This is a genomic window from Gordonia sp. NPDC058843, from assembly GCF_042743165.1.
Classification (GTDB): domain Bacteria; phylum Actinomycetota; class Actinomycetes; order Mycobacteriales; family Mycobacteriaceae; genus Gordonia.
This window is the reverse complement of the sequence record NZ_JBHYNC010000021.1, coordinates 1-21042: the sequence shown is the minus strand read 5'-3', so window position 1 is coordinate 21042 and position 21042 is coordinate 1. Positions and strand designations below refer to the sequence as shown.

The 21042-nt window shown below is 66.2% G+C and carries 19 protein-coding genes; 7 read left to right on the top strand and 12 right to left on the bottom strand.

What is annotated here, in order from left to right; all coding sequences use genetic code 11:
• From ACFW3F_RS15055 to prpD, 3 genes are read right to left on the bottom strand one after another with little or no spacing between them, the layout of a single operon-like run.
• Window positions 1-1152: a bifunctional 2-methylcitrate synthase/citrate synthase gene (locus tag ACFW3F_RS15055; protein ID WP_388058646.1), complete on the bottom strand. Its 1152-nt coding sequence runs from the start codon at window positions 1150-1152 to the stop codon at window positions 1-3.
• Window positions 1149-2102: a methylisocitrate lyase gene (gene prpB / locus ACFW3F_RS15050; protein WP_388058644.1), complete on the bottom strand. Its 954-nt coding sequence runs from the start codon at window positions 2100-2102 to the stop codon at window positions 1149-1151. The genes ACFW3F_RS15055 and prpB overlap by 4 nt, the downstream gene beginning before the upstream one ends.
• Entirely contained in the window at window positions 2099-3604 is a 1506-nt protein-coding gene (gene prpD, locus ACFW3F_RS15045) for a 2-methylcitrate dehydratase PrpD (protein ID WP_388058642.1), read from the bottom strand. Before prpD ends, prpB begins: the two co-directional genes overlap by 4 nt.
• Window positions 3605-3758: 154 nt before the next feature.
• Here prpD and ACFW3F_RS15040 point away from each other — a divergent pair, with 154 nt between their 5' ends.
• The 5 genes from ACFW3F_RS15040 to fdhD all read left to right on the top strand — a co-directional run bounded on the left by ACFW3F_RS15040 (window position 3759) and on the right by fdhD (window position 7747).
• Window positions 3759-5186, top strand: a complete 1428-nt coding sequence (locus ACFW3F_RS15040) for a short-chain fatty acyl-CoA regulator family protein (RefSeq protein WP_388058739.1) — start codon at window positions 3759-3761, stop codon at window positions 5184-5186.
• A 66-nt stretch (window positions 5187-5252) separates the two neighbouring features.
• Window positions 5253-5645 (top strand): phage holin family protein, encoded by a 393-nt coding sequence (locus ACFW3F_RS15035; protein WP_388058640.1) that lies wholly within the window; start codon window positions 5253-5255, stop codon window positions 5643-5645.
• Window positions 5642-6382, top strand: a complete 741-nt coding sequence (locus ACFW3F_RS15030; protein ID WP_388058638.1) for an SIMPL domain-containing protein — start codon at window positions 5642-5644, stop codon at window positions 6380-6382. The genes ACFW3F_RS15035 and ACFW3F_RS15030 overlap by 4 nt, the downstream gene beginning before the upstream one ends.
• 14 nt (window positions 6383-6396) lie before the next feature.
• Window positions 6397-6846, top strand: coding sequence for a D-aminoacyl-tRNA deacylase (gene dtd / locus ACFW3F_RS15025; protein WP_388058636.1), 450 nt, complete (start codon window positions 6397-6399; stop codon window positions 6844-6846).
• Between the two features lie 40 nt (window positions 6847-6886).
• Window positions 6887-7747 carry a formate dehydrogenase accessory sulfurtransferase FdhD gene (gene fdhD / locus ACFW3F_RS15020; protein WP_388058634.1) on the top strand — a complete coding sequence of 287 codons (861 nt, stop codon included), beginning with the start codon at window positions 6887-6889 and terminating at the stop codon, window positions 7745-7747.
• Here fdhD and ACFW3F_RS15015 read toward each other — a convergent pair.
• The 5 genes from ACFW3F_RS15015 to ACFW3F_RS14995 all read right to left on the bottom strand — a co-directional run bounded on the left by ACFW3F_RS15015 (window position 7716) and on the right by ACFW3F_RS14995 (window position 14343).
• On the bottom strand, window positions 7716-8849 hold the full coding sequence (locus ACFW3F_RS15015; protein ID WP_388058632.1) for an ABC transporter ATP-binding protein: 1134 nt from the start codon (window positions 8847-8849) through the stop codon (window positions 7716-7718). The genes fdhD and ACFW3F_RS15015 overlap by 32 nt on opposite strands.
• A 46-nt stretch (window positions 8850-8895) precedes the next feature.
• Window positions 8896-10209, bottom strand: coding sequence for an ABC transporter substrate-binding protein (locus ACFW3F_RS15010; RefSeq protein ID WP_388058630.1), 1314 nt, complete (start codon window positions 10207-10209; stop codon window positions 8896-8898).
• An 85-nt stretch (window positions 10210-10294) separates the two neighbouring features.
• Complete coding sequence (locus tag ACFW3F_RS15005) at window positions 10295-11152, bottom strand: carbohydrate ABC transporter permease (RefSeq protein ID WP_388058628.1); 858 nt, start codon at window positions 11150-11152, stop codon at window positions 10295-10297.
• A gap of 89 nt (window positions 11153-11241) precedes the next feature.
• Window positions 11242-12156 carry a carbohydrate ABC transporter permease gene (locus tag ACFW3F_RS15000; protein ID WP_388058626.1) on the bottom strand — a complete coding sequence of 305 codons (915 nt, stop codon included), beginning with the start codon at window positions 12154-12156 and terminating at the stop codon, window positions 11242-11244.
• A gap of 99 nt (window positions 12157-12255) precedes the next feature.
• A complete protein-coding gene (locus ACFW3F_RS14995; protein ID WP_388058624.1) occupies window positions 12256-14343 on the bottom strand; it encodes a bifunctional lysylphosphatidylglycerol flippase/synthetase MprF in 2088 nt (695 codons plus the stop codon).
• Window positions 14344-14975: 632 nt separating this feature from the next.
• Between ACFW3F_RS14995 and ACFW3F_RS14990 the strand changes: the two genes are divergently transcribed.
• Entirely contained in the window at window positions 14976-16607 is a 1632-nt protein-coding gene (locus tag ACFW3F_RS14990; protein WP_388058622.1) for a DUF222 domain-containing protein, read from the top strand.
• Between the two features lie 374 nt (window positions 16608-16981).
• Here ACFW3F_RS14990 and ACFW3F_RS14985 read toward each other — a convergent pair whose 3' ends face one another.
• On the bottom strand, window positions 16982-17179 hold the full coding sequence (locus tag ACFW3F_RS14985; RefSeq protein WP_388058620.1) for a hypothetical protein: 198 nt from the start codon (window positions 17177-17179) through the stop codon (window positions 16982-16984).
• A gap of 41 nt (window positions 17180-17220) precedes the next feature.
• On the opposite strand from ACFW3F_RS14985, the gene ACFW3F_RS14980 reads away from it, so the two are divergent.
• Window positions 17221-18117: an alpha/beta hydrolase gene (locus ACFW3F_RS14980; RefSeq protein ID WP_388058618.1), complete on the top strand. Its 897-nt coding sequence runs from the start codon at window positions 17221-17223 to the stop codon at window positions 18115-18117.
• A 43-nt stretch (window positions 18118-18160) separates the two neighbouring features.
• Here the strand turns inward: ACFW3F_RS14980 and map are convergent, their stop codons facing one another.
• Genes map through secY form a run of 3 tightly spaced genes read right to left on the bottom strand, consistent with a single transcriptional unit; the run spans window position 18161 to window position 20868 of the window.
• A complete protein-coding gene (gene map, locus ACFW3F_RS14975) occupies window positions 18161-18964 on the bottom strand; it encodes a type I methionyl aminopeptidase (RefSeq protein WP_388058616.1) in 804 nt (267 codons plus the stop codon).
• 24 nt (window positions 18965-18988) lie between these two features.
• Window positions 18989-19543 (bottom strand): adenylate kinase, encoded by a 555-nt coding sequence (locus ACFW3F_RS14970; RefSeq protein ID WP_388058614.1) that lies wholly within the window; start codon window positions 19541-19543, stop codon window positions 18989-18991.
• Complete coding sequence (secY, locus tag ACFW3F_RS14965) at window positions 19540-20868, bottom strand: preprotein translocase subunit SecY (protein WP_058251974.1); 1329 nt, start codon at window positions 20866-20868, stop codon at window positions 19540-19542. Before secY ends, ACFW3F_RS14970 begins: the two co-directional genes overlap by 4 nt.
• Window positions 20869-21042: the final 174 nt, after the last annotated feature.

Below are 21042 nucleotides of genomic sequence, written 5' to 3'. Positions count from 1 at the left end.
CTATGCCGAGGTCAGCGACCGCTGGGGCAGGCCCGAGTACTGGCTGAGCGGGCGGATCAGGGCATTGGAGGCGACCTGTTCCATGATGTGCGCGGTCCAGCCGGTGATCCGGCTCATCACGAAGATCGGCGTGAAGGAGGCGATGTCGAAACCCATCAGGTAATAGGCAGGGCCGGTGGGGTAATCGAGGTTGGGTTTGATACCGGTACGTGCGCCCATGGCTGTTTCGAGTTCGGTGTAGATGTCGCACCACTTGGTCTCACCGAGGTGATTCGCAACGTCGAGCAAGGCCTTCTTCATGGTGGGAACGCGCGAGTCACCGTTCTTGTAGACGCGGTGACCGAATCCCATGACCTTTTCGTTGGCATCGAGTTTGGCCGTGAGCCATGGCGCGGCTCGGTCGGGCCGGTCGATGTCGATCATGTCGTACATGACGGCCTCGTTGGCGCCACCGTGCAGCGACCCTTTCAGCGCTCCGATCGCGGCGGTGACCGCACTGTAGATGTCGGACCGAGTCGAGGTCACCACGCGTGCCGCGAAGGTCGATGCGTTGAAGCTGTGCTCGGCGTAGAGAACCATCGATTTCTCGAACGCCCGGACGATCACCGGGTCGGGGACCTCGCCGAAGCACATGTTCAGGAAGTTCTCGGCGTAACCCAACCCGTGATGGGGTGCGATGGGGTCCTGGCCGCGGCGTCGACGCATGTCGGCGGCGACGATCGTCGGCAGCACGGCGAACATGCGCAGCGCCTTGTCGTAGTTGGCTTCGGGGGTGCTGAGTTCCTCGTCGGGGTCTTCGGTGCCCAGGAAACTGATGGCCGTCCGCACAACGTCCATCGGGTGGCAATTCTCCGGAATACGTTGCAGGACAGACTGTGTCGAACGGTCGAGTCGGCGACTCGACCGCTCACGCTGCGCGAAGAGCGCCAGTTGTCCGTCGGTGGGCAGCTCGCCGTGCCAGAGCAGGTACGCGACCTGTTCGAACGAGCAGTGTTCGGCCAGATCCTGCACGGCATAGCCACGATAGGTCAGCGAGTTGGTCTCGGGGACGACCTTGGAGACGGCCGTGGTGTCGACGACGACACCGGCAAGCCCCTTGTAGATGGTGGGGGTTTCAACCGCTTGGGCGGCGCCCGCTTCGGTAGTGGTCATTGCGGTGCTCCCTCGATGGTGAAAGTGAACAGGTCGGAGTCGAAGTCGTTGTACTCCGCGTAGCGGAGGAGTTCGTACAGCCGGCTGCGGTGTTGCATGTCCCCGAGCAGCCCGGATTGCGTTCCCTGCGAGAAGATGTCGCGCAAGCCGCGTTCGACCGCGCCCATGGCGATGCGCAGCGTGGTCACCGGGTAGATGACGGCGTTGTAGCCGACACCCGTCAACTCCTCGGCGGTCACCAGGTCGGATTTGCCGAACTCCGTCATGTTGGCCAGCAACGGCACGTCGACGGCCTTGCGGAACCGCTCGAACTCGCCGAGGTCGCGGAGCGCTTCGGTGAAGATGAGGTCGGCGCCCGCGTCGGCATAGGCCTTGGCCCGGTCGATGGCCGCGTCGATTCCCTCGATCGCGCGGGCGTCGGTCCGTGCGCAGATGACGAAGTCACTGTCGCGGCGGGCGGCGACCGCCGCCCCGAGTCGCTTGATCATGTCGCCGGCGGGGACGACGTCTTTGCCGTCGAGGTGGCCGCAGCGTTTGGGATTGACCTGATCCTCGAGGTGACAGCCCGCGAGTCCGGCGTCCTCGAGCGCCGCGACGGTGCGGGCCGCGCTCATCGGTTCGCCGAAGCCGGTATCGGCATCGACGAGGGTGGGCAGTTCGGTTGCGCGGGCGATGGATCCACCCCGAGTCGCGACTTCGGTGAGGGTGGTGAGCCCGATGTCGGGTAGTCCCAGGTCGGCCGAGAGCACCGCACCGGACACGTAGACACCCTCGAAACCGATGTCGGCGATCAGTTTCGCCACAAGTGGTGAGAATGCTCCCGGCCAACGCTGCAGGTTCCCGGAGTCGAGACCCGCCCGCAGGGCCTGCCGCTTCGCGGATGCGGAGGTGCTCGACGAGAACAGACCCGAGACCGAGGATGCGGAGGCCGGTGCGGAGGTCGATGTCATGAGAAGATGCCCTTCCCGGTCTGCGGGGCCTCGTCCAGGACTGCCGGCAGCACAAGCGTGTTCAGCGCGGAGAGACTGCCGGGGGTGAGCGTCTCGAGCTTCTCGACGTCCCCGAGGAATCGGTCCTGCTCGTCGGTGTCGATGACGCCCTGCGCCATCGAGCGGAACTTCGCGATGTACTGATCGCGCCCGAATGGGCGGGCTCCCAACGGATGCGCATCGGCGACGGCGAGCTCGTCGGTGATCACGTCACCGTTGCGCAGCGTGATGACCGCCTTCGCGCCGAACGCCTTCTCGCTCGGGTCACTCGAGTGGTACCGGCGGGTCCACTCGGGGTCCTCGACGGTGGAAATCTTCTTCCAGAGCGCGATGGTGTCCGGCCGTGCGGCCCGCTCGGGCGCATAGGACCTCTCGTGATCCCAGGTGCCGTCCTGCAGTGCGACGGCGAAGATGTACATCACCGAGTGATCCAGGGTCTCGCGGCTCGCCGTCGGATCGAACTTCTGCGGATCGCCGGACCCGGTTCCGATCACCACGTGGGTGTGGTGACTCGTGTGCAGCACGATCGACTCGATCTCGTCGAGATCGGTGATCGCCGAGCGCATCCGGCGGGCGAGGTCGATCGGGGCCTGACTCTGGTACTCCGCGGAATGCTCTTTGGTGTAGGTGTCCAGGATGGCGCGTTTGGGCTCTCCCGGCCCGGGGAGCGGGATCGTGTATTCGGCATCGGGCCCGCTCAGCAGCCAGGCGATGACTCCGTCCTCACCCTCCCAGATCGGGGCGGGGGCGCCCTCGCCGCGCATGGCGCGGTCGACCGCCTCGACGGCGATCTTGCCTGCGTGGGCCGGCGCGTAGGCCTTCCAGCTGGAGATCAGACCTTTGCGCGACTGGCGGGTCGCCGTGGTCAGGTGCAGCGCCTGCCCGATCGCCTGATAGATGGTCTCGGCGTCCAGGCCCAACATCGTGCCCAGACCTGCGGCCACCGACGGGCCGAGGTGGGCGACGTGATCGATCTTGTGCTCGTGCAGGCACATTCCCCGGACCAGGTCGACCTGGACCTCGTAGGCGGTGGCCAGTCCGCGGATCAGATCATGACCACCGACACCGACATGCTGACCGACAGCGACCAGGGCGGGGATGTTGTCGCCGGGATGGGAGTACTCCGCGGCCAGGAACGTGTCGTGGAAGTCGAGCTCGCGCACCGCGACTCCGTTTGCCCACGCGGACCACTCGGGCGAGAAGCCGCCCGCGATCCCGAACACCGTCGCCCCCTGCGCGCTCGGATGAGCCTGCGCTTGTCGACGCGCGGAGGTGACCGGGCGACGGATGACCGAGGCGGCACTCACCGCGGCGTTGTCGATAATGCGGTTGATGATCATGTCGCGGGCGTCTGCGGGCACCTCGACCGGGTCGACCGCGATGTCGGCGATCTTCTGAGCGAGGTGTTCGGACTGCGGAAAGTCCTCGGAACTGCGACGGGTGCGAACGCGGTGATTGATCATGTTCGCACCGTACGCATCTCGTAACCACACTGAAAAGACCTGGCAGATGCGTATTGTTGCGGACGCCACCGGCCCAATTTGCGAAGGTTGTGGATGGTGTACACGCTATGCTGGCGCCGTGGTGAGAGCAGCAAGCGGATCCTCGGGTCGGCGAATGTTCGTGGGCGCGCGCCTTCGTCGGTTACGCGACGAGCGAGGGTTGTCCCAGGCCGCGCTGGCACGGCGAATCGACCTGTCGACCAGCTACGTCAACCAACTCGAGAACGATCAGCGGCCCCTCACGGTGCCGGTGCTGTTGACGCTGTCGCGCGAGTTCGACCTCGACGCAGACTATTTCGCCCCGGATGGTGATGCCCGGCTCGTCGCCGACCTCGCCGACGTCCTCGCTGCGCAGCCCGATGTCCCCGACATCAGCCGCGCCGAGATCGCCGAACTCGTCGCACGGATGCCCGCGGTCGGCACGACACTGGTGAACCTGCATCGTCGTCTGACCGCCGTCGACAACGAAGTGGTCAGCTACCGCGCGCAGGCGTCCGGCGACCCGACCCGGCCGACATCGACACCGATGCCTTTCGAGGAGGTCCGCGACTTCTTCTACGACCGGCGAAATCACATCGATGTCCTCGATCTGGCAGCCGAGCAGATCTTCGCCGACCACGGCCTGTCCATCGGTGGTCTCGACCTCCAGTTGGCCGAGGTCCTCGCGGCCGACCACGGCATCCGGGTTGCCATCACCCACGATCCCGACCCGGTTGTCCGCGCCCGCACACCCAAACGTCGGTTCGACCCGACCGACCGCACCGTACACCTGGCCGGACGGTTGACCGCGGGACAACGCGCGTTCCAGCTCGCGACGCAGTTGGCCATGGTGACCCAATCCCAGGTCATCGATGAGATCATCGCCGACGCAGACGATCTCAGCGACGAAGCCATTCCGGTTGCCCGAATCGGCCTGGCCAACTATTTCGCCGGCGCGTTGCTACTGCCCTACGGGATCTTTCGGCAGGCCGCCGACGCCGCACACTACGACATCGAACTACTCAGCCTCGGCTTCGAAGTCGGCTTCGAGACCATCTGCCATCGCCTGTCGACCCTGCAGCGCCCGGGCAGCCGCGGAATCCCGTTCATCTTCGTGCGCGTCGACCGCGCGGGCAACATATCGAAACGTCAGTCCGCCACCGCATTCCACTTCTCCAGGGTCGGCGGGAGCTGCCCGCTCTGGGTCGTGCACGACGCCTTCGCCACACCGGGTCGGGTCGTCACCCAGGTCTCGGCCATGCCCGACGGTCGCTCGTACTTCTGGCTCGCGCGTACCACGGCCGAACCCGGCGGTTACCTCAGCCCTCACAAGAGTTTCGCGATCGGGCTCGGTTGCGATGTCTCGCACGCCGAGCGCCTCGTCTACTCCACCGGAGTCGACCTCACCGATTCCCGAACCGTCGTGCCCATCGGGGCCGGGTGCAAGGTGTGCGACCGCCCGGCTTGTCCTCAACGCGCCTTCCCCCAACTCGGCCGCCCCATCCACGTCGACCCGGAGGTCAGCGACTCGGTGCCCTATCGTCCCCGCCCGGTTCCGGACTGACAGATCCAGCAGGTGCATACAACTCGGCGTCGACCGCCTGCGACCCGAAATGGCAGACTGTCGCCCATGCTTGCCTTCCTCGTCCGCACCGTCCTCACCGCGGTGGCGCTGTGGGTCGCGACGCTGATCGTCCCCGGCATCGACTTCGTGGGTGGTTCGACGACCGCTGAGAAGATCGGTATCGCGCTGGTCGTCGCCGTGATCTTCGGGGTCCTCAACGCGATCATCAAACCCGTCGTGCAGATCATCGCCATCCCCTTCTACATCCTCACGCTGGGCTTGATCCACATCGTCATCAACGCGGCGATGCTCGAGCTCACCGCGTGGATCACCCGTAACACCACGCATTGGGGCCTGGAGGTCGACGACTTCTTCTGGTCGGCGATCCTCGGCGCGATCGTCGTGTCGGTCGTCGGGTGGTTGCTCGCCCTCGTCATGCGCGATCCGGCGGATCGATGAGAACCGGGAACCGAACCCGGACGGCACTGCGGGCATCGGCACTGGCCGTGATCGCCGCGGTGGCAGTCGTCGTGTCCGGCTGCGGGAGTGACCCGGCCGGGGATCAGCCACGGTCGGTGACCGTGGTCGGGACGGGACAGGTGACCGGCACCCCGGACACCCTGCGCGCCGACATCGGTGTGGAGGCGACCGCCCCCGACGTCACGACTGCGCTGAACGAGACCAGCGCCAAGGTCACCGACGTCACCGACGCCGTCGTCGCCGCCGGGGTGGAGCGCAAGGACGTCGCGACACAGCAGGTGTCGGTGAATCCGCAGTACACGAGCCCCTCCCCCGGCGGGACGAGTGAGGTCGGCGGTTACATCGCCTCCAACACGATCCGGGTCACCATCCGGGACATCTCGAAGGCCTCCGCGGTGCTGAGCGCTGCCGCGACCGCCGGCGGTGACAACACCCGCATCAGCAACGTCTCCTTCGCCATCGACGACGACTCGGACCTCCTCGACCAGGCCCGCGAGGCAGCGTTCACCGACGCACGCGGCCGCGCCGAGCAGTACGCGAATCTCGCCGGCGACTCCCTCGGCAAAGTCCTGACCATCACCGAGAGCACGAGTGGTCAGGAGAAGTCCGCGGCACCCGGCACCTTCGAACGCGATCTGGCCGCGGCGCCGGTCCCGGTCGAACCCGGGCAGCAGGAACTCACGTTCACCGTGAACGTCACCTTCGCCCTGGACTGAGAGCCGACACCGACATGCGCGGCGTACTCCAACGGGTCAGCCGAGCCAGTGTGAGCGTCGACGACGAGATCGTCGGCGATCTCGACATCCCCGAGGGCGGCGCCGGCCTCGTCGTACTCGTGGGCGTCACCCACGACGACACCCCCGACCACGCGGCCCGGCTCGCCGACAAGATCTGGCGGTTACGCATCTTCGACGGTGGCGACGGTCCGGAACGGGCAGCCGCCGACGTCGACGCCCCGATCCTCGTCATCAGCCAGTTCACCCTGTACGCCAACACCGCGAAGGGACGTCGGCCCTCGTGGAACGCCGCGGCCCCCGGCCCGGTCGCCGAGCCGCTCGTCGACGCGGTCGTCGAGGCACTGCGGACGGCCGGGGCCACCGTGGCCACCGGGCAATTCGGCGCCCACATGACAGTCGACCTCGTCAACGACGGACCGGTCACCCTCGTACTGGACGTCTGAGACCACCGGGGCGATCGATCTCACGACTATCGTCGGTGTCGTGGGACGAATCACCGCACGCCGCCGCGTCACCCGCATCCGACGCGATGCGGAACCGACGCAGCGTGCCGACACCCTGGCCGTCGAGGAACCGCTCGAGATCCGGGTCGGCGGGACCTCGGTCTCGGTCACCATGCGCACCCCCGGGCACGACTTCGAACTCGTGGCCGGCTACCTGGTCTCCGAAGGCGTCATCACCGTCGGTTCTGACTATTCGACGGCCCGCTACTGCGCGGGCACCGACGCCGACGGGATCAACACCTACAACGTCGTCGACGTCTCGCTCACCGCGCACGTCTCGCCACCGGCGTCCGGACTGGCCCGCTCCAATACCATGACGAGCGCCTGCGGCATCTGCGGCAAGGACAGCATCGAGTCCGTGCACACGGCGTCTGTGCACGATCCCGGCGCCGATCCGATGACGGTCGCCGCGAACGCCGTGCTGGATCTGCCTGATCGATTGCGCGCCGAACAGACCGTCTTCGACAAGACCGGCGGCCTGCACGCCGCAGCGCTGTTCGCCGCGGACGGAACGATGCTGACCGTCCGCGAGGACGTCGGCAGACACAACGCCGTCGACAAGGTGATCGGGTGGGCGGTGCTCGCCGATCGACTGCCGCTCACCGGCACCGTCCTGCAGGTCTCGGGCCGAGCGAGTTTCGAACTCGTCCAGAAGGCCGCCATGGCCGGCATTCCCATGCTCTGTGCGGTGTCGGCACCGTCGTCGCTCGCCGTCGACGCCGCCGAGGACCTCGGCGTCACCCTCGTCGGTTTCTCACGCGGTGAGTCGATGGTGGTCTACACACGTCCCGACCGGATCACGACCGCGGTCACCGAACACGCAGCGGTCGCCCCGAGTTGAGTTCGTGGCGGCTCGGATCGTCGAGTGCGACCCCGGTGACGGGATCGAACCAGTAGGTCTCGTCGACGACCGGGGTCAGTCCGATGACGTCGCCGGCCTCGATGGTTCGTCGATGGTCCACGCGTACGACGACCCGGCTGCTCCGGAGCGACAGGTCCGCGCTGCAGTACACGAACTGCTCGGCACCGAGTTCCTCCACGAGGTCCACCGTCGCGGACAGGGTGCCGGACTGGGGAACCGCGGACACCTGCCAGGATTCGGCGCGCAATCCCACGACGACGTCGCGCGAGGTCAGCGACGAACGCACCGAGCCCGGGACCGGCACCGTCGCGTCGCCGAGGCGAATCGACCCGTTCTCGACCCGGGCGTCGATCAGGCACATCTGCGGCGAACCCATGAAGGACGCCACGAACAGGTTGGCCGGACGCGAGTAGATCTCCCGCGGTGTGGCGACCTGTTGCAGCACACCGTGATCGAGCACCGCCACGCGGTGCCCCATCGTCATCGCTTCGACCTGGTCGTGGGTGACGTACAGGGTCGTGATGCCGAGTTCGCGCTGCATGGAAGCGATCTGGGCGCGGGTACTGACCCGCAACTTCGCGTCGAGGTTCGACAGCGGCTCGTCCATGCAGAACACTTTGGGGCGCCGGACGATCGCCCGCCCCATCGCCACCCGCTGACGCTGTCCGCCGGAGAGCTTCGCCGGCTTGCGGTCGAGAAGGGTTGTGAGCTCCAGCATCTCTGCCACCTCGCCGACCCGGGCTGCGGTGTCCGGCTTGCTCATCCCGGCGTTGCGCAGCGCGAAACCCATGTTGTCGGCGACCGTCATGTTGGGGTAGAGCGCATAGTTCTGGAAGACCATCGCCACGTCCCGGGCCTTCGGCGCCATCCCGACGACATCGACGTCGTCGATCAGGATCGCACCCGACTCGACCGATTCCAGCCCGGCGACCATCCGCAGGCTCGTCGACTTACCGCACCCGGATGGGCCCACGAGCACCATGAACTCGCCGTCGTCGACATCCAGGTCGAGAGAATCGACCGCGGGCTGCTGACCGTCGGCGAAGCGTCGGGTCGCCCCGTCGTAGGTCACCGAGGCCATGTCGTGCCTCCGCACACCCGCGCAACCGGCCCCGTCGGTTCGGCCGTCACGCCGGGAGCTTCGGCTTGATCTGCGCCTCGTAGATCTGGGCGATCTGACGCTGCGTGTCGGCGAGGGTCGACGCGACATCGGCGTTCTGCAGACCGATCCGCTCGTACCCGGTGCCGATGATCTTGTCACCGCCGGGCACGAAGACCCGCGCGTTGTTCTGCGGCTGCGTCCGGGGCAACTGTTCGATGGCGGTGGCGAAGTTGGGGTTCTGCGCGAGGAACGCGACCATCGACGGATCGTCCTGGGCAGACTTGCGTACCGGCATGTAGCCGACGTTCTGAGAGAAGTACGCGGTGTTCTCGGTGTTGGTGATGAACTCGATGAACTTCAGCGCGTTCACCTTGCGCTCGTCGGGCACCTTGGCCGGGATCGCCAGACCGGCACCACCGGTCGGACACCCCGAGACCCCCTGCGGAGCGGGCAGGAACGCCGTGCCGAAGTCGAAGCCGGCGTTGTCGGTGATCCCGGACAGGTCTCCGGTCGACGCGATCGTCGAGGCGATGATGCCGGCGCTGAAATCGCCTGCGATGTCGTTGGAGATCTTGGCGTAGCGCTTGGTGTTGATCGAATCGCTCAGATACTGCGCGGCGGCGACCGTCTTGGGATCGGTGAACTTCAGTTCCCAGCCCTCGGAGTACGCACCACCGAAGGTCCACGTCGGGCCCTGGAAGGTCCAGCCGAGGTAGTCGGTGGCGTTGCCCCACCCGTGAGCGCGTTTGTCGCCGCCGACCACGGTCTGGATCCGGGGACCCCAGTCGTCGAACTCGTCCCACGTCTGCGGTCCGCGGTCGGGCAGTCCGGCCCGCCGCCACACGTCCTTGTTGTAGTAGAACAGCGGCGTCGACCGGGCGTACGGCAGCGCCCAGATCTGATCGTTAGACTTGTAGTCGCCCACCAGTGAATCGACGTAGTCGGACGTATCGACGTTCGCACGGCCGAACAGGTCGTCCAGCGGTGTGATCGCCCCGATCAACGCGAAGTTGAACCACCAGACGTCGGACAGGATCATGATGTCGGGCACCGCGCCGCCGGACAGCGCGGCGTTGAACTTCTGCGCCGCCTCCTCGTAGTTCTTGCCGGCGTCGACCAGTTGCACCGAGAGACCGGGATTCGCCGCCTCGAAGCGCGAGATCAGCTCTCGCTCGACCTCGACCGACTTGCCCGGGTGGTTGGACCAGAACGTCAGCTTCGAGGCGTCGCCCGACGACGAACCGCCGTCTCCGGAGCTACCGGCACAGGCGGCCACCAGTGCACTCGCCGCTGCCGTCGCGGACGCGGCCAGAAATCCGCGCCGGGACATGTTGATCATTGTCGTCTCCTGTCGGTGAAGCTCGTTCTGCGATTGCCGGTCTGGGGTCGCCGGCCTCGGTGTCGGTATCGGACGATCGGGGCGGTCAACCCTTGACCGCTCCGGAGGTGAGGCCCTTGATCATGTGTCGCTGGAGGGCCAGGAACAGGATGAGCATCGGCAGCATCGCGAGCACGGTGGCCGCCATGACCGGCCCCCAGTTGGTGAGACCGTCACTGTTCTGCAGGAGGGTCAACCCCACCGGGAGCGTGGCCACGGTGGAGTCATCTGCCATCAGGAACGGCCAGAGGTACTCGTTCCACTCGTTGACCAGGGTGATCGTCGCGAACGCGACCATCGTGGGTATCGACAGCGGGAGCACCACCCGCGTGAGCAACCGGAAGTGGCCGGCCCCGTCCATGCGTGCGGCCTCGATGATCTCCGGCGGGATGGAGAGAAAGTGGTTGCGCATCAGGAAGGTTCCGAACGCGACCCCGGCGAGCGGCAGGATGATGCCGATGAAGGTGTTCCGAAATCCGAGCTGGGCCACCAGCGCGTAGTTGGTGATGACGGTGATCTGATTCGGCACCATGAGCGCGGCGATGATGACGATGAACACGATGTTCTTGCCCGGGAAACGCAGGAACACCAGTCCATAGGCGCTCAGCACGCCCAGTACGAACTTGGCCACGCCGAGGATTCCGGTCACGATGAGGGAGTTGCGCAGATAGGTCCAGAACGGGACCGACGTGGTGGCCTCGGCGTAATTCTCGGGGCGCCACGTCGACGGCCACCACACCGCTGGTTGCACGTAGATCTCCGAGCGGTCCTTGAGTGACGCCAACAGGATCCAGACCAGTGGCAGGGCGATGACCACCAGCACCACCGCCATCGCGGCGTACCCGCACGCGTCGGCCAGCCGCCTGCGTGTGGCCGGTGACATCGACGGCCCGTGGGGACGCATCGGCTGCGAGCCGGCCGACGCACGGCTCGGTCGCTCCCTGTCTGACCGTGCGGTAGCGGGTTTCGTGACCGGACTCGCAGCGACGGGCCTCATCGCGCGCCCCGATCCATCATGCGCACCTGGATGACGGTGATGGCCAGCAGGACGACGAACATGACGGTCGCGACCGTCGCGCCGTAGCCGGCACGGAAGTTGACGAAGCTCTCCTCGTAGACCTGGTACACCATCGTGGTGGTGCCGTTGCCCAGTGGCCCACCCCGGGTCATCACGTTGATGATGTCGAACACCTGTAACGAGTTGAGCAGCACGGTGATCGACAGGAAGAACGTCGTGGGTCGCAGCTGCGGGAGCAGCACCCTACGGAAGTAGGTCCACCACCCGGCACCGTCGATCGCGGCCGCCTCGTCGAGATCGGTCCGTTTGCCCTGCAGCGCAGCCAGATAGATGACGAAGGTGTAGCCGAGGTTCTTCCAGATGTAGGTCACCGTGATCATGAACAGCGCCCACGACGGTTGCTGGTAGAAATCGGGAGCAGAACCCAGTCCGAACCGCACCATCAGGTCGTTGATCAGCCCGAAACTGGGATCGAAGACGAACTGGAAGGCGATGCCGATCGCCGCTCCGGACAGCACGAAGGGGGCGAACGTCACCGATCGCACCAGATTGCGTCCGCGGAGCTTACGGTCGAGCAGCAGTGCGAGAGCCAGACCCGCGACCATGCTTCCGACGACGGCCACGACGGTGAAGATCACTGTGTTCGACACGATCACCCGGGTATCGGCACGGGTGAACCACTCGATGTAGTTGTCGATCCCGACGAATGTGGCTCCGGGTTCGGCGATGTTCCAGTCGAAAAACGACATCCGGACGTTCTCGACGAGGGGCCGATATGTGAAGACGCCGAGCAGGATCAGATTCGGCAGGACGAGCACCAGGAACAACCCGTAGCTCCGCCACGGACGTCGCCCCGTTGCGGGAAGCACATGTTCGTCGACCGATGGCACTGGCGCAGTCTGTCCGCAGGAGACGACGGGATGGTGAACTCAGGCAACGCCTCCGGTGAACGGTGACCACACAGCCGACGCGACTGCGCGACGGGGTGATCAGCCGTCTCTGGAGGCGGCCAGCCTGACCAACTGGCCGGTCGTGGCGTCGGGCAGGTACGCCCTCGACACGGCCACACCGATACGTGGTAGGTCGGATTCGTCTCGGAACGCCAGGTAGACCGGCTCGTATCGGGGATTGAACTTCTTCTTGAAGGTGTGCAGCGACCGGAACCCGTAATACGGCTCGAGGGCAGCCCCCAGCGTGTCGAGCAGTTTGTCCAGCGGCTCGGCCTCGAAGTCCCCGGTCCTCGCCAGCGGAGCGCCCGACAGCGAGATGAACTGCGCACCCTCGTCTTTGAAGGCGACCGCCGACGAGGCGATGAGATACTCCACGACCGGTCCGAACCCGTCGGTGCGGCGTCTCATGATGTCGAGCGTCCAGCCGGCCACCTCACCGCCGGCCGCGTATACCGGCAGCCACGACAGCACGCCGTGTACGTTGCCCGCCGGGTCGACTGCGAGCGCGACCCGCACGGCCGGGTCCATCGCCTCCTCGACACTGCCCAGGGTGAAGCCCATCTCGGGTAGGCCCTTGTCCCCCACCCATTCCTCCGAGATCGCCCGCACCTGCGTCTTGACGGCGAACGACTCCTCGGCCAACGAGACCATCCGCGTCGAGATGTCTTGTTTGGTGGCCTTGTTCATCGCGGATCGCACGTGCTGCCACGGCTTGCCCTTGAACTCCAGTCCCGGCAGGTCGACGATCGTGTCCTCGGCGATCTGCACACTGAGCCAACCGCGTTCGGTGACGATGTCCGAGGTGGCCGACCCGATCGAGAACCAACGCGGCGTCGCACCCGAGCTCTCGGCGAGATCGATGAAGGCGCCGACCGCGTCGCGCAACCGGTCGGGCGCACAGACCGGATCCGCCAGCGCCAGCATCGTCCCGACGTGCTTCCGGTAGGTCACCACACACTGGTCGTCGAGGTCGCCCGCGTCCCCGATGAACTGGTAGCTGTTGCCGGGCCAGGTCGTCATCCAGGACATCGTGCCGCCGCCGTGGGTGCGCAACAGTTCTCGGACCCGTTCGACCGGGTCGTCGTCGTCCCCGAAAGTGCCCACCTGCCGCACCCGCCATGGCACGGCGAACGCGAACCGGCCCGGGATGAGGATGGCCAGCACGAGCACCCACAGGAGGGTGGTGCCCAGGGTGACGGCCCCCTCGGTCGACATGTCGGAGAAGATGACGAGGAACACCGCCAGCACGGTCACGATGACGTTGAGCGCGCCGAGAACGACGGCCACCCACCACGCCCACCGTTTGCCCCGCCGCAGTTGATCCGCGATGAGCACATTGATGACGAGCCCGATCAGCATCGTGAACACCGAGTCGTCCCCGGAGTCGGTGGGACCGAGCGGTCCGCTGCCGGGGAACAGGAACACCAGCAGGTTCGCGCCCGCGATGATCAGCAGCGCAGCGCAACCCAGCATGCGGACCTCGCGCCGCGTGCGCGGAACCCAGCCGCGCTCGTTGGAGGCGAAGAACTTCTCCCCGACGATCAGCATGATCACGGCCGCGAGGACGTACTCGACCGAGGCGAGCGTCCCCTCGAACAGGAAAGCCACCGAGACGATGGCCCCCAGCAGGACCCGCACGCGCAACCGCCACGGTGAACGCACGGTCGCGGAGGCCACCGCCACCGCCGAGACCACCAGCGCCCCGACCCCCGTGGCACGCGAGTCCGCCAGTTGTTCGGCCCAGCGCCAGGACGTGACCTCCGAGGACAGCAGCCACAGCAGCAGAACCGTCAGCAGACATGAGACGAGGTGACCACCGACACCGACCAGAACAGCTCTGACGGTGCCCAATTGCCATTCGGCCCAGCCCATACCGACAACGACCGCCACCACCGCCAGCAGGTACAGCCAGGGGCCGGGTTCGACGAAGGCCGACGTCACAGGCGTCCACCACCGCCCCTCGCGGAGAGCGGGCAGTCCGAAGGCGACCTCGCGATACCAGGACTTGTCCGACGCCCGACCCCACAGCGACCCCGTCGCTGCGCCGACGATCAACAGGGCCGCCGCGAGGGCGACGGTGAACGGGAGCCGGCGCACGACTGTGAGCCACGACACGTCAGAATGCATGGTCAACCGTACGACGACACTGCCGCGGCCACACGGTCATCGCGATGATCGATCACTCCGTGGGCGTCGCACACCAGCGTTCGTCGTCACGGCGCCAGACCGTGGACATGTCGTCGATGAGTATCGCAAAGGACTGCGTGGAAGTCGCGGCCCGCAGAGGCGCGCTACTTGCACATCGCGCGCATCCAAGCCGTTGGCGCTGCTGCTCGCCGCTCCCGCTGACAAACCGAGGAGCCGTGGCCCCTCCTACCCACTCCGAAAGAGCCGCCAGCTGTGCGGTTCCCGAAGTCCGGAACGAGCGGCCCGCCGGGGTCGAGCAGAGCAACGACACAGGGTCGGGCGGTCGTGTCCGCGACCGGCAGACTTCGACTCGACCGATGGACTTCGATCGAGGTCTGGGAGTCGAGTTGAAGTCTGTCGGTCACGAAACGGGGCGTCGCCGACCATTCGTGGCTCGTCGCCATCGCCTCTCGCGCAGGGATCACGCGCGATGCCCGCATCTCAGCCCAATAGCATTGCCCACCGACAAAACGGTTCGATGGATCGTTCTCGAAAGTCGTTGCGCTACAGCGCGATCACGAGTAGATTGGAACATGCATTCGACACAATCGTCAGCCGGGGGGTGTGGTCCAGTGATCGAGTCCGTCACCGATCATGACCTGCCTCCGTCCCGTGCGGTCGAATTGGTGGCCGATCTCCACCGCATCCTGGACGAACTGCAGACCGTGGCACTGTCTCCGTGCACCGATGCCGAACTCGTCGGCGTCGCAGCGGGCACCGAACGCGCCATCGCGCGCCTGACCGTCGCCGGCGACCGACAGATCGATCAGATCGAGGCTCGCGACCTTCCCCGCAAGACCGGTTGCCGAACGCTCATGCAGTTCATGACACATCGGTTGCGTGTCTCGAATCCGATGCGTCGCCGCAAGCAGATGGACGCGACCGCCCACCGCACCAGCCTCGGCGGCGACGTCCTACAGCCCGAACACCCCTGCCTCGCTGAAGCTTTTGCGCAGGGAACGGTGGGTACGGCGCACGTCCAGGCCGTACTGGACGTCCTCGACCGCATCCCGGCAGCCGTCGAACACGATGTGCGAGTCGCCGCGGAACGACAGATGGCCGAGATCGCGACCGACCACACCCCCGCTGACGTCGCACAACTCGGCGCCCGCCTCCTGGCGCACCTCGATCCGGACGGCAAGCTGTCCGACGACACCGACCAGAAGCGACGCCGCAATCTGTGGATCGGCCGGCAACGCGCCGACGGCACGGCCAAACTGTCCGGCACCCTCAGCCCCGAACTCGTCGCCCGACTGACGATGATGCTCGCGGTGTGGGGGAAGCCCGGACTGAACAACCCCGCCGACCCCGATTCGCCCCGCGGGCCGGCCGGGCACGCCGACCCCGACGCTGTGGCAGCCGCTGCCGATCGTGACGGTCGTAGCCTCGCCCAGATCAACCACGACGCGCTCGATGCCGCACTCGCCGCAGGGTTCGCGGACGGATCGCTCGGGAAGTCGCACCGCGGCCTCCCCGTGCAATTGCTGATCAAGGCCGACCTCGGCGACCTCGTCCGGGAAGCCGGACTCGCCACCACCGCGACCGGAACCCTGCTGCCCATCAGAGATGTCATCGCGCTCGCCGCGGATGCGCAGCCGTGGCTGGCGGTGTTCAAGGACGCCACTACCGTCCCTTTGTATTTCGGACGCGGCAAGCGCTTCGCCACCCGGCACCAGCGCCTCGTGTCCTTCGCCCGACCCGACGGCGAGGTGTGCTCGGCGCCGGGATGCGACCAACCGGCGACCCACGTCGACATGCATCACGCACAACGGGACTGGGCCGACGGTGGGGTCACCGACATCGACGACCTCGCACCCGCCTGCCCGCGTCACAACCGCATGGTGGGCAAGAAGCCCGGCCAGTACACAACCCGGGTGGTGCGCGACGGCCCCGACGAGGGGCGGTGCGCGTGGCGACTGAACGCCGAACCGGGCGTGCCACCCAACCCCGAACACATCAACCGCCGGCCCGACATACCCAGGCGATACGCAGAACACCTCCATACCGTGCGCGACGAGATCCACGGACCGCCAACCCGGCCCGGCGATCAAGCACGCCCCGAGACGCCACACCCCCACGACGCGCGCCGCTCATGGTCGAAAATCAGCCACGTCATCGACGTCCGACCACCACGGCCCGGGCCACGTGCGCCCCGACCCTCCCTCATCGAGGCATGCCTCGCCGAACTCCTCGCACGTAACTGACTGCGCTGCAACACAAGAGGACCCTTCGAGGCTCGTCGCTAACGCTCCTCACACCTCAGGGAGCAGAGGTCGCCGCCAACACTCCTCACACCTCAGGGAGCAGAGGACCCCGCCAACACTCCTCACACCCCAGTATCTGCGACCTGGCGGCCGTCGTGGACCACGAAAGACCCCCTCTGCTCCCTGAGGTGCGAGCGAAGCGAGCCACGAAGGGTCTCGCAACGTGCCTCACCAGGCCCTTCGAGGCTCGTCGCTTGCGCTCCTCGCACCTCAGGGACCAGGGGTTATGCGGTTCTTTCGGATTAGGGACCAGGGGTTATGCGGTTCTTTCGGATCAGGGAGCAGAGGTCCCCGCCAACGCTCCTCGCAAGTCGCTACTCGGCCGACTTCACGACTGCGTCGACGGCCAGATACAGGATGGCGTTCTCCCTCTCGAGGATCGACATGTCGGCGGGCAGTGCCCGCTCGATCGACACCCCGTTGACGACGGCATTCAAGAAGCTCGCGTGCTGCGTCACGTCACCGTTGATCAGTGCGCCCTCTCCGTCCAGGACCGTCAGCCAATGTTCCATCCGGCGAGTCCCTTCGGCGACCATGGCCAGGTACGCCGAGCGTGTCTGCTGGACATGATCCGCGCCGCACTCGGCGAGGAGAAGGGAACTTCCTCGGTTGCTCCTACGGCACCGCGCTCGGGGCCGCGTACGCATCGATGTTCCCGGCCGCAACGGACCGAATCGTGTTGGACAGCAACATCGGTGACACCCACCTCGACCGGGACGGAATGCGGCGCTACGCACGCGGCATGCAGGACACGTTCCCGGACTTCGCACGGTGGGCAGCAGCGCGAGACGACCAGTACGGCCTCGGCAGCACACCCGAGGCGGTGCGCGACACATACTTCGCCATCGCAGACAAACTCGATCGCGGCCCGGTCGACGGGATCGACGGCCACACATTCCGACTGGGCACCTTCGTCTCGCTGTACAACCCCGCCTCCTACGACGCGACAGCACAGAACTGGACCGCCATGCGCGACAGTGCACCCAACGACACCCCGCTGGCCATCGGCGCGGCCGCTGCGGACGTGGACAACAGCTGGTCGGTGTTCCTCGCGGTGACATGCAACGACGTCGAATGGCCAAGTGAGCCCGAAGCATACGAGCGGGCCATCGACGAAGACCGGCAGAAGTATCCGCTGTTCGGAGCCGCGGCCGCCAACATCATGCCCTGCGCGTACTGGCAGATCGACCGAACCGCACCACCGGTGGCCGTCGATGACGAGGGACCGACCAATGTACTTGTGGCACAACATGAGCGCGATCCCGTCACGCCGCACGTGAACGGTGAGCGCATCGACGAGAAGTTCGGTGACCGCTCCAGGCTGCTCAGCGTCGACGGTAGCGGACACGGCGTCTACGCACTCGGCGCAAACGCATGCGCCCAGGACGTCATCACCGACTATCTGGTCGATGGCACCATGCCGGAGCAGGACGTGACCTGTCCCGCGTAGCGGCACGCCTGGCCGGCCGGAGCTTCGACCGGCAACCGGACGGTCAGGCCCCCGCGGGACGCAGAGTCAGAATCCGCGGGCCGTCGGCGGTGACCGCGACGGTGTGTTCCCAATGGGCGGAGCGGGACCCGTCGTCGGTGACAACGGTCCAGTCGTCGTCGAGAACCGTGGTGTCCTCGGTACCGAGCGTCAGCATCGGCTCGATCGCGAGAGTCGAGCCGATCACGAGTGTCGGCCCTTTGCCGGGCTCCCCCTCGTTGGCCAGGAATGGCTCCATATGCATCTCACGGCCGATTCCGTGACCGCCGTAACCGTCGACGATGCCGAACGGCCGGCCGAACTTCTCCTCGGCGGCGCGAGTACCCAGTTCGATGGCGTGGGAGATGTCGGTGAGACGTGCACCGTCGACCATCGCCGCGATACCCGCCTCCATCGACAGGCGCGTCGCCTCGGACAGTTCCGCGTCGGCGGTCGACAACTCACCGACCCCGAAGGTCCATGCCGAGTCGCCGTGCCATCCGTCGAGGATCGCCCCGCAGTCGATGGACACGAGGTCGCCCTCGGCGAGAACCACATCGGCCGACGGGATTCCGTGGACGACCACCTCGTTCACCGAGCTGCAGATGGAGCCGGGAAACCCGTGATAGCCCTTGAACGACGGCACCGCGCCCGCTCCGCGGATCACGGACTCGGCGACCTCGTCGAGGTCGAGGGTGCTCACGCCCGGTTTCGCCGCGTCGCGCACCGCGACGAGCGCGGCCCCGACGACCGCGCCCGCAGCAGCCATCGCATCGAGCTCGCCCGCACTGCGGAACGGGACGACACGCTTGCGCTTACGAAAACCCATGCCCTACAGCGATTTCTCAGTGTGTCAGGAGACGCCGGCGCCGAGTGCGCTCAGCACACGCTGGTGAACACCCTGGATGTCACCGACTGCGTCGATGGTCTTGACGTGGTCGCCGTAGTAGGCGAGCAGCGGCGCGGTCTCGCGGGTGTAGACGTCCATCCGGTTGCGGATGACCTCTTCGGTGTCGTCGGCGCGGCCACGCGCCAGCATGCGCTCCACGACGACATCGGTGTCGACGACGAACGAGAGAACCGCGTCGAGCGAGGCATCGAGGTTCGCGAGGATGTCGTTGAGAGCATCGGCCTGCTCGGTCGACCGCGGGAATCCGTCGAGGATGAAGCCCTTCGCCGCATCCGGCTCGCCGACGCGGGCGCGGACCATGTCGACGGTGATCTCCGACGGGACGAGATTGCCGGCGTCGAGGTACTTCTTGGCCTCGACACCCACGGCGGTGCCCTGAGAGATGTTGGCGCGGAAGAGGTCGCCGGTCGAGATGTGAGGGATCCCGAGTGCTTCGCTCAAGAGTTCCGCCTGCGTGCCTTTGCCTGCTCCGGGCGGGCCGAGAATGACAAGTCTCACTTCAGGAATCCTTCGTACTTGCGTTGCATCAACTGACTGTTGATCTGCTTCATCGTGTCCAGACCCACACCGACCATGATCAGCACGGCTGTACCACCGAACGGCAGGTTCTGGACATTGCCGCTGTTACCGATCTCGAGGAACAGGTTCGGGAGCACCGCGATGATACCGAGGTAGATCGAGCCCGGCAGAGTGATGCGACTGAGCACATACCCGAGGTATTCGGCGGTCGGGGCTCCCGGCCTGATGCCCGGGATGAACCCACCGTACTTCTTCATCTCGTCGGCACGTTCCTCCGGATTGAACGTCACCGCCACGTAGAAGTACGTGAAGAAGATGATCATCAGGAAGTACACGGCGATGTAGACACCGTTACTGGGATCGGTCAGATACCTGGTGACGTACTCCTGCCACGTCGACTGCGTCCCATCGGGATTACGCGTCAGCTCGACGATCAGCTGCGGTAGGTACAGCAGCGACGAGGCGAAGATCACCGGGATGACACCGGCCTGGTTGACCTTCAGCGGCAGGTAGGTAGACGACCCGCCGTACATCTTGCGGCCGACCATACGCTTGGCGTACTGGACCGGGATGCGGCGCTGACCCTGCTCGATGAACACGACGCCGGCGACGATGATCAGCGCGGCGACACACACCAGGGCGAAGACGAGTCCGCCGCGGCTGTTGAGGATGGTCCGACCCTCGGCCGGGATACGAGCGGCGATACCGGCGAAGATCAGCAGCGACATGCCGTTGCCGATGCCACGCTCGGTGATGAGCTCGCCGAACCACATGACGACACAGGCGCCCGCGGTCATGACGAGCACGATGATCGAGAGGCCGAAGATGCTCTGGTCGTTGAGGACCTCACCGCTCTGCGCACAGGACTGCGGGAGGAGCTGTCCACGATCGGCGAGTGCCACGATGCCGGTCGACTGCAGCAGGGCGAGGGCCACCGCCAGATAGCGCGTGTACTGCGTCATCTTGGCCTGCCCGGCCTGCCCCTCCTTGCGGAGTTGCTCGAAGCGCGGGATGACGACGGTCAGCAGCTGCACGATGATGGCCGCGGTGATGTACGGCATGATGCCGATCGCGAACACCGACAGCTGCAGCAATGCGCCACCGGAGAACAGGTTGATCAGGGAATAGACCGAGCTCGACTCACCGGACGAGACCTCGTCGAGACACGCCTGAACGGCCTGGTAGTCGACGCCCGGCGACGGGACCGTCGCACCCAACCGATACAGGATGATGATGCCGAGAACGAAGAGGATCTTCTTCCTCAGATCCGGCGTCCGAATGGCCGCGAAGAGGGGGGAAAGCACTAACTCCTCCTAGTAACGACCACGCGAGGTCAACGTTCCGGGCCGGTGCGACCCGGCCCCCGTGTGCTCGGCAATCGACGATGATCTTTCGGGATGCGGCGGTCTTGCGGTGTCCGGCGGGACAACGTCTGAGACTCTAACAGTCACACCGAAACGCCCCGGTCGGGCGGCAGC

Coding starts and splice junctions, on each gene's coding strand:
- ACFW3F_RS15015 (WP_388058632.1), bottom strand. CDS start 8,849: ATGGCCTCGGTGACCTACGACGGGGCGACCCGACGCTTCGCCGACGGT.
- ACFW3F_RS15005 (WP_388058628.1), bottom strand. CDS start 11,152: ATGCGTCCCCACGGGCCGTCGATGTCACCGGCCACACGCAGGCGGCTG.
- ACFW3F_RS14985 (WP_388058620.1), bottom strand. CDS start 17,179: ATGGAACATTGGCTGACGGTCCTGGACGGAGAGGGCGCACTGATCAAC.
- ACFW3F_RS15055 (WP_388058646.1), bottom strand. CDS start 1,152: ATGACCACTACCGAAGCGGGCGCCGCCCAAGCGGTTGAAACCCCCACC.
- prpB (WP_388058644.1), bottom strand. CDS start 2,102: ATGACATCGACCTCCGCACCGGCCTCCGCATCCTCGGTCTCGGGTCTG.
- ACFW3F_RS15040 (WP_388058739.1), top strand. CDS start 3,759: ATGTTCGTGGGCGCGCGCCTTCGTCGGTTACGCGACGAGCGAGGGTTG.
- ACFW3F_RS15035 (WP_388058640.1), top strand. CDS start 5,253: ATGCTTGCCTTCCTCGTCCGCACCGTCCTCACCGCGGTGGCGCTGTGG.
- ACFW3F_RS15030 (WP_388058638.1), top strand. CDS start 5,642: ATGAGAACCGGGAACCGAACCCGGACGGCACTGCGGGCATCGGCACTG.
- ACFW3F_RS15010 (WP_388058630.1), bottom strand. CDS start 10,209: ATGATCAACATGTCCCGGCGCGGATTTCTGGCCGCGTCCGCGACGGCA.
- dtd (WP_388058636.1), top strand. CDS start 6,397: ATGCGCGGCGTACTCCAACGGGTCAGCCGAGCCAGTGTGAGCGTCGAC.
- ACFW3F_RS14995 (WP_388058624.1), bottom strand. CDS start 14,343: ATGCATTCTGACGTGTCGTGGCTCACAGTCGTGCGCCGGCTCCCGTTC.
- map (WP_388058616.1), bottom strand. CDS start 18,964: ATGGGTTTTCGTAAGCGCAAGCGTGTCGTCCCGTTCCGCAGTGCGGGC.
- prpD (WP_388058642.1), bottom strand. CDS start 3,604: ATGATCAATCACCGCGTTCGCACCCGTCGCAGTTCCGAGGACTTTCCG.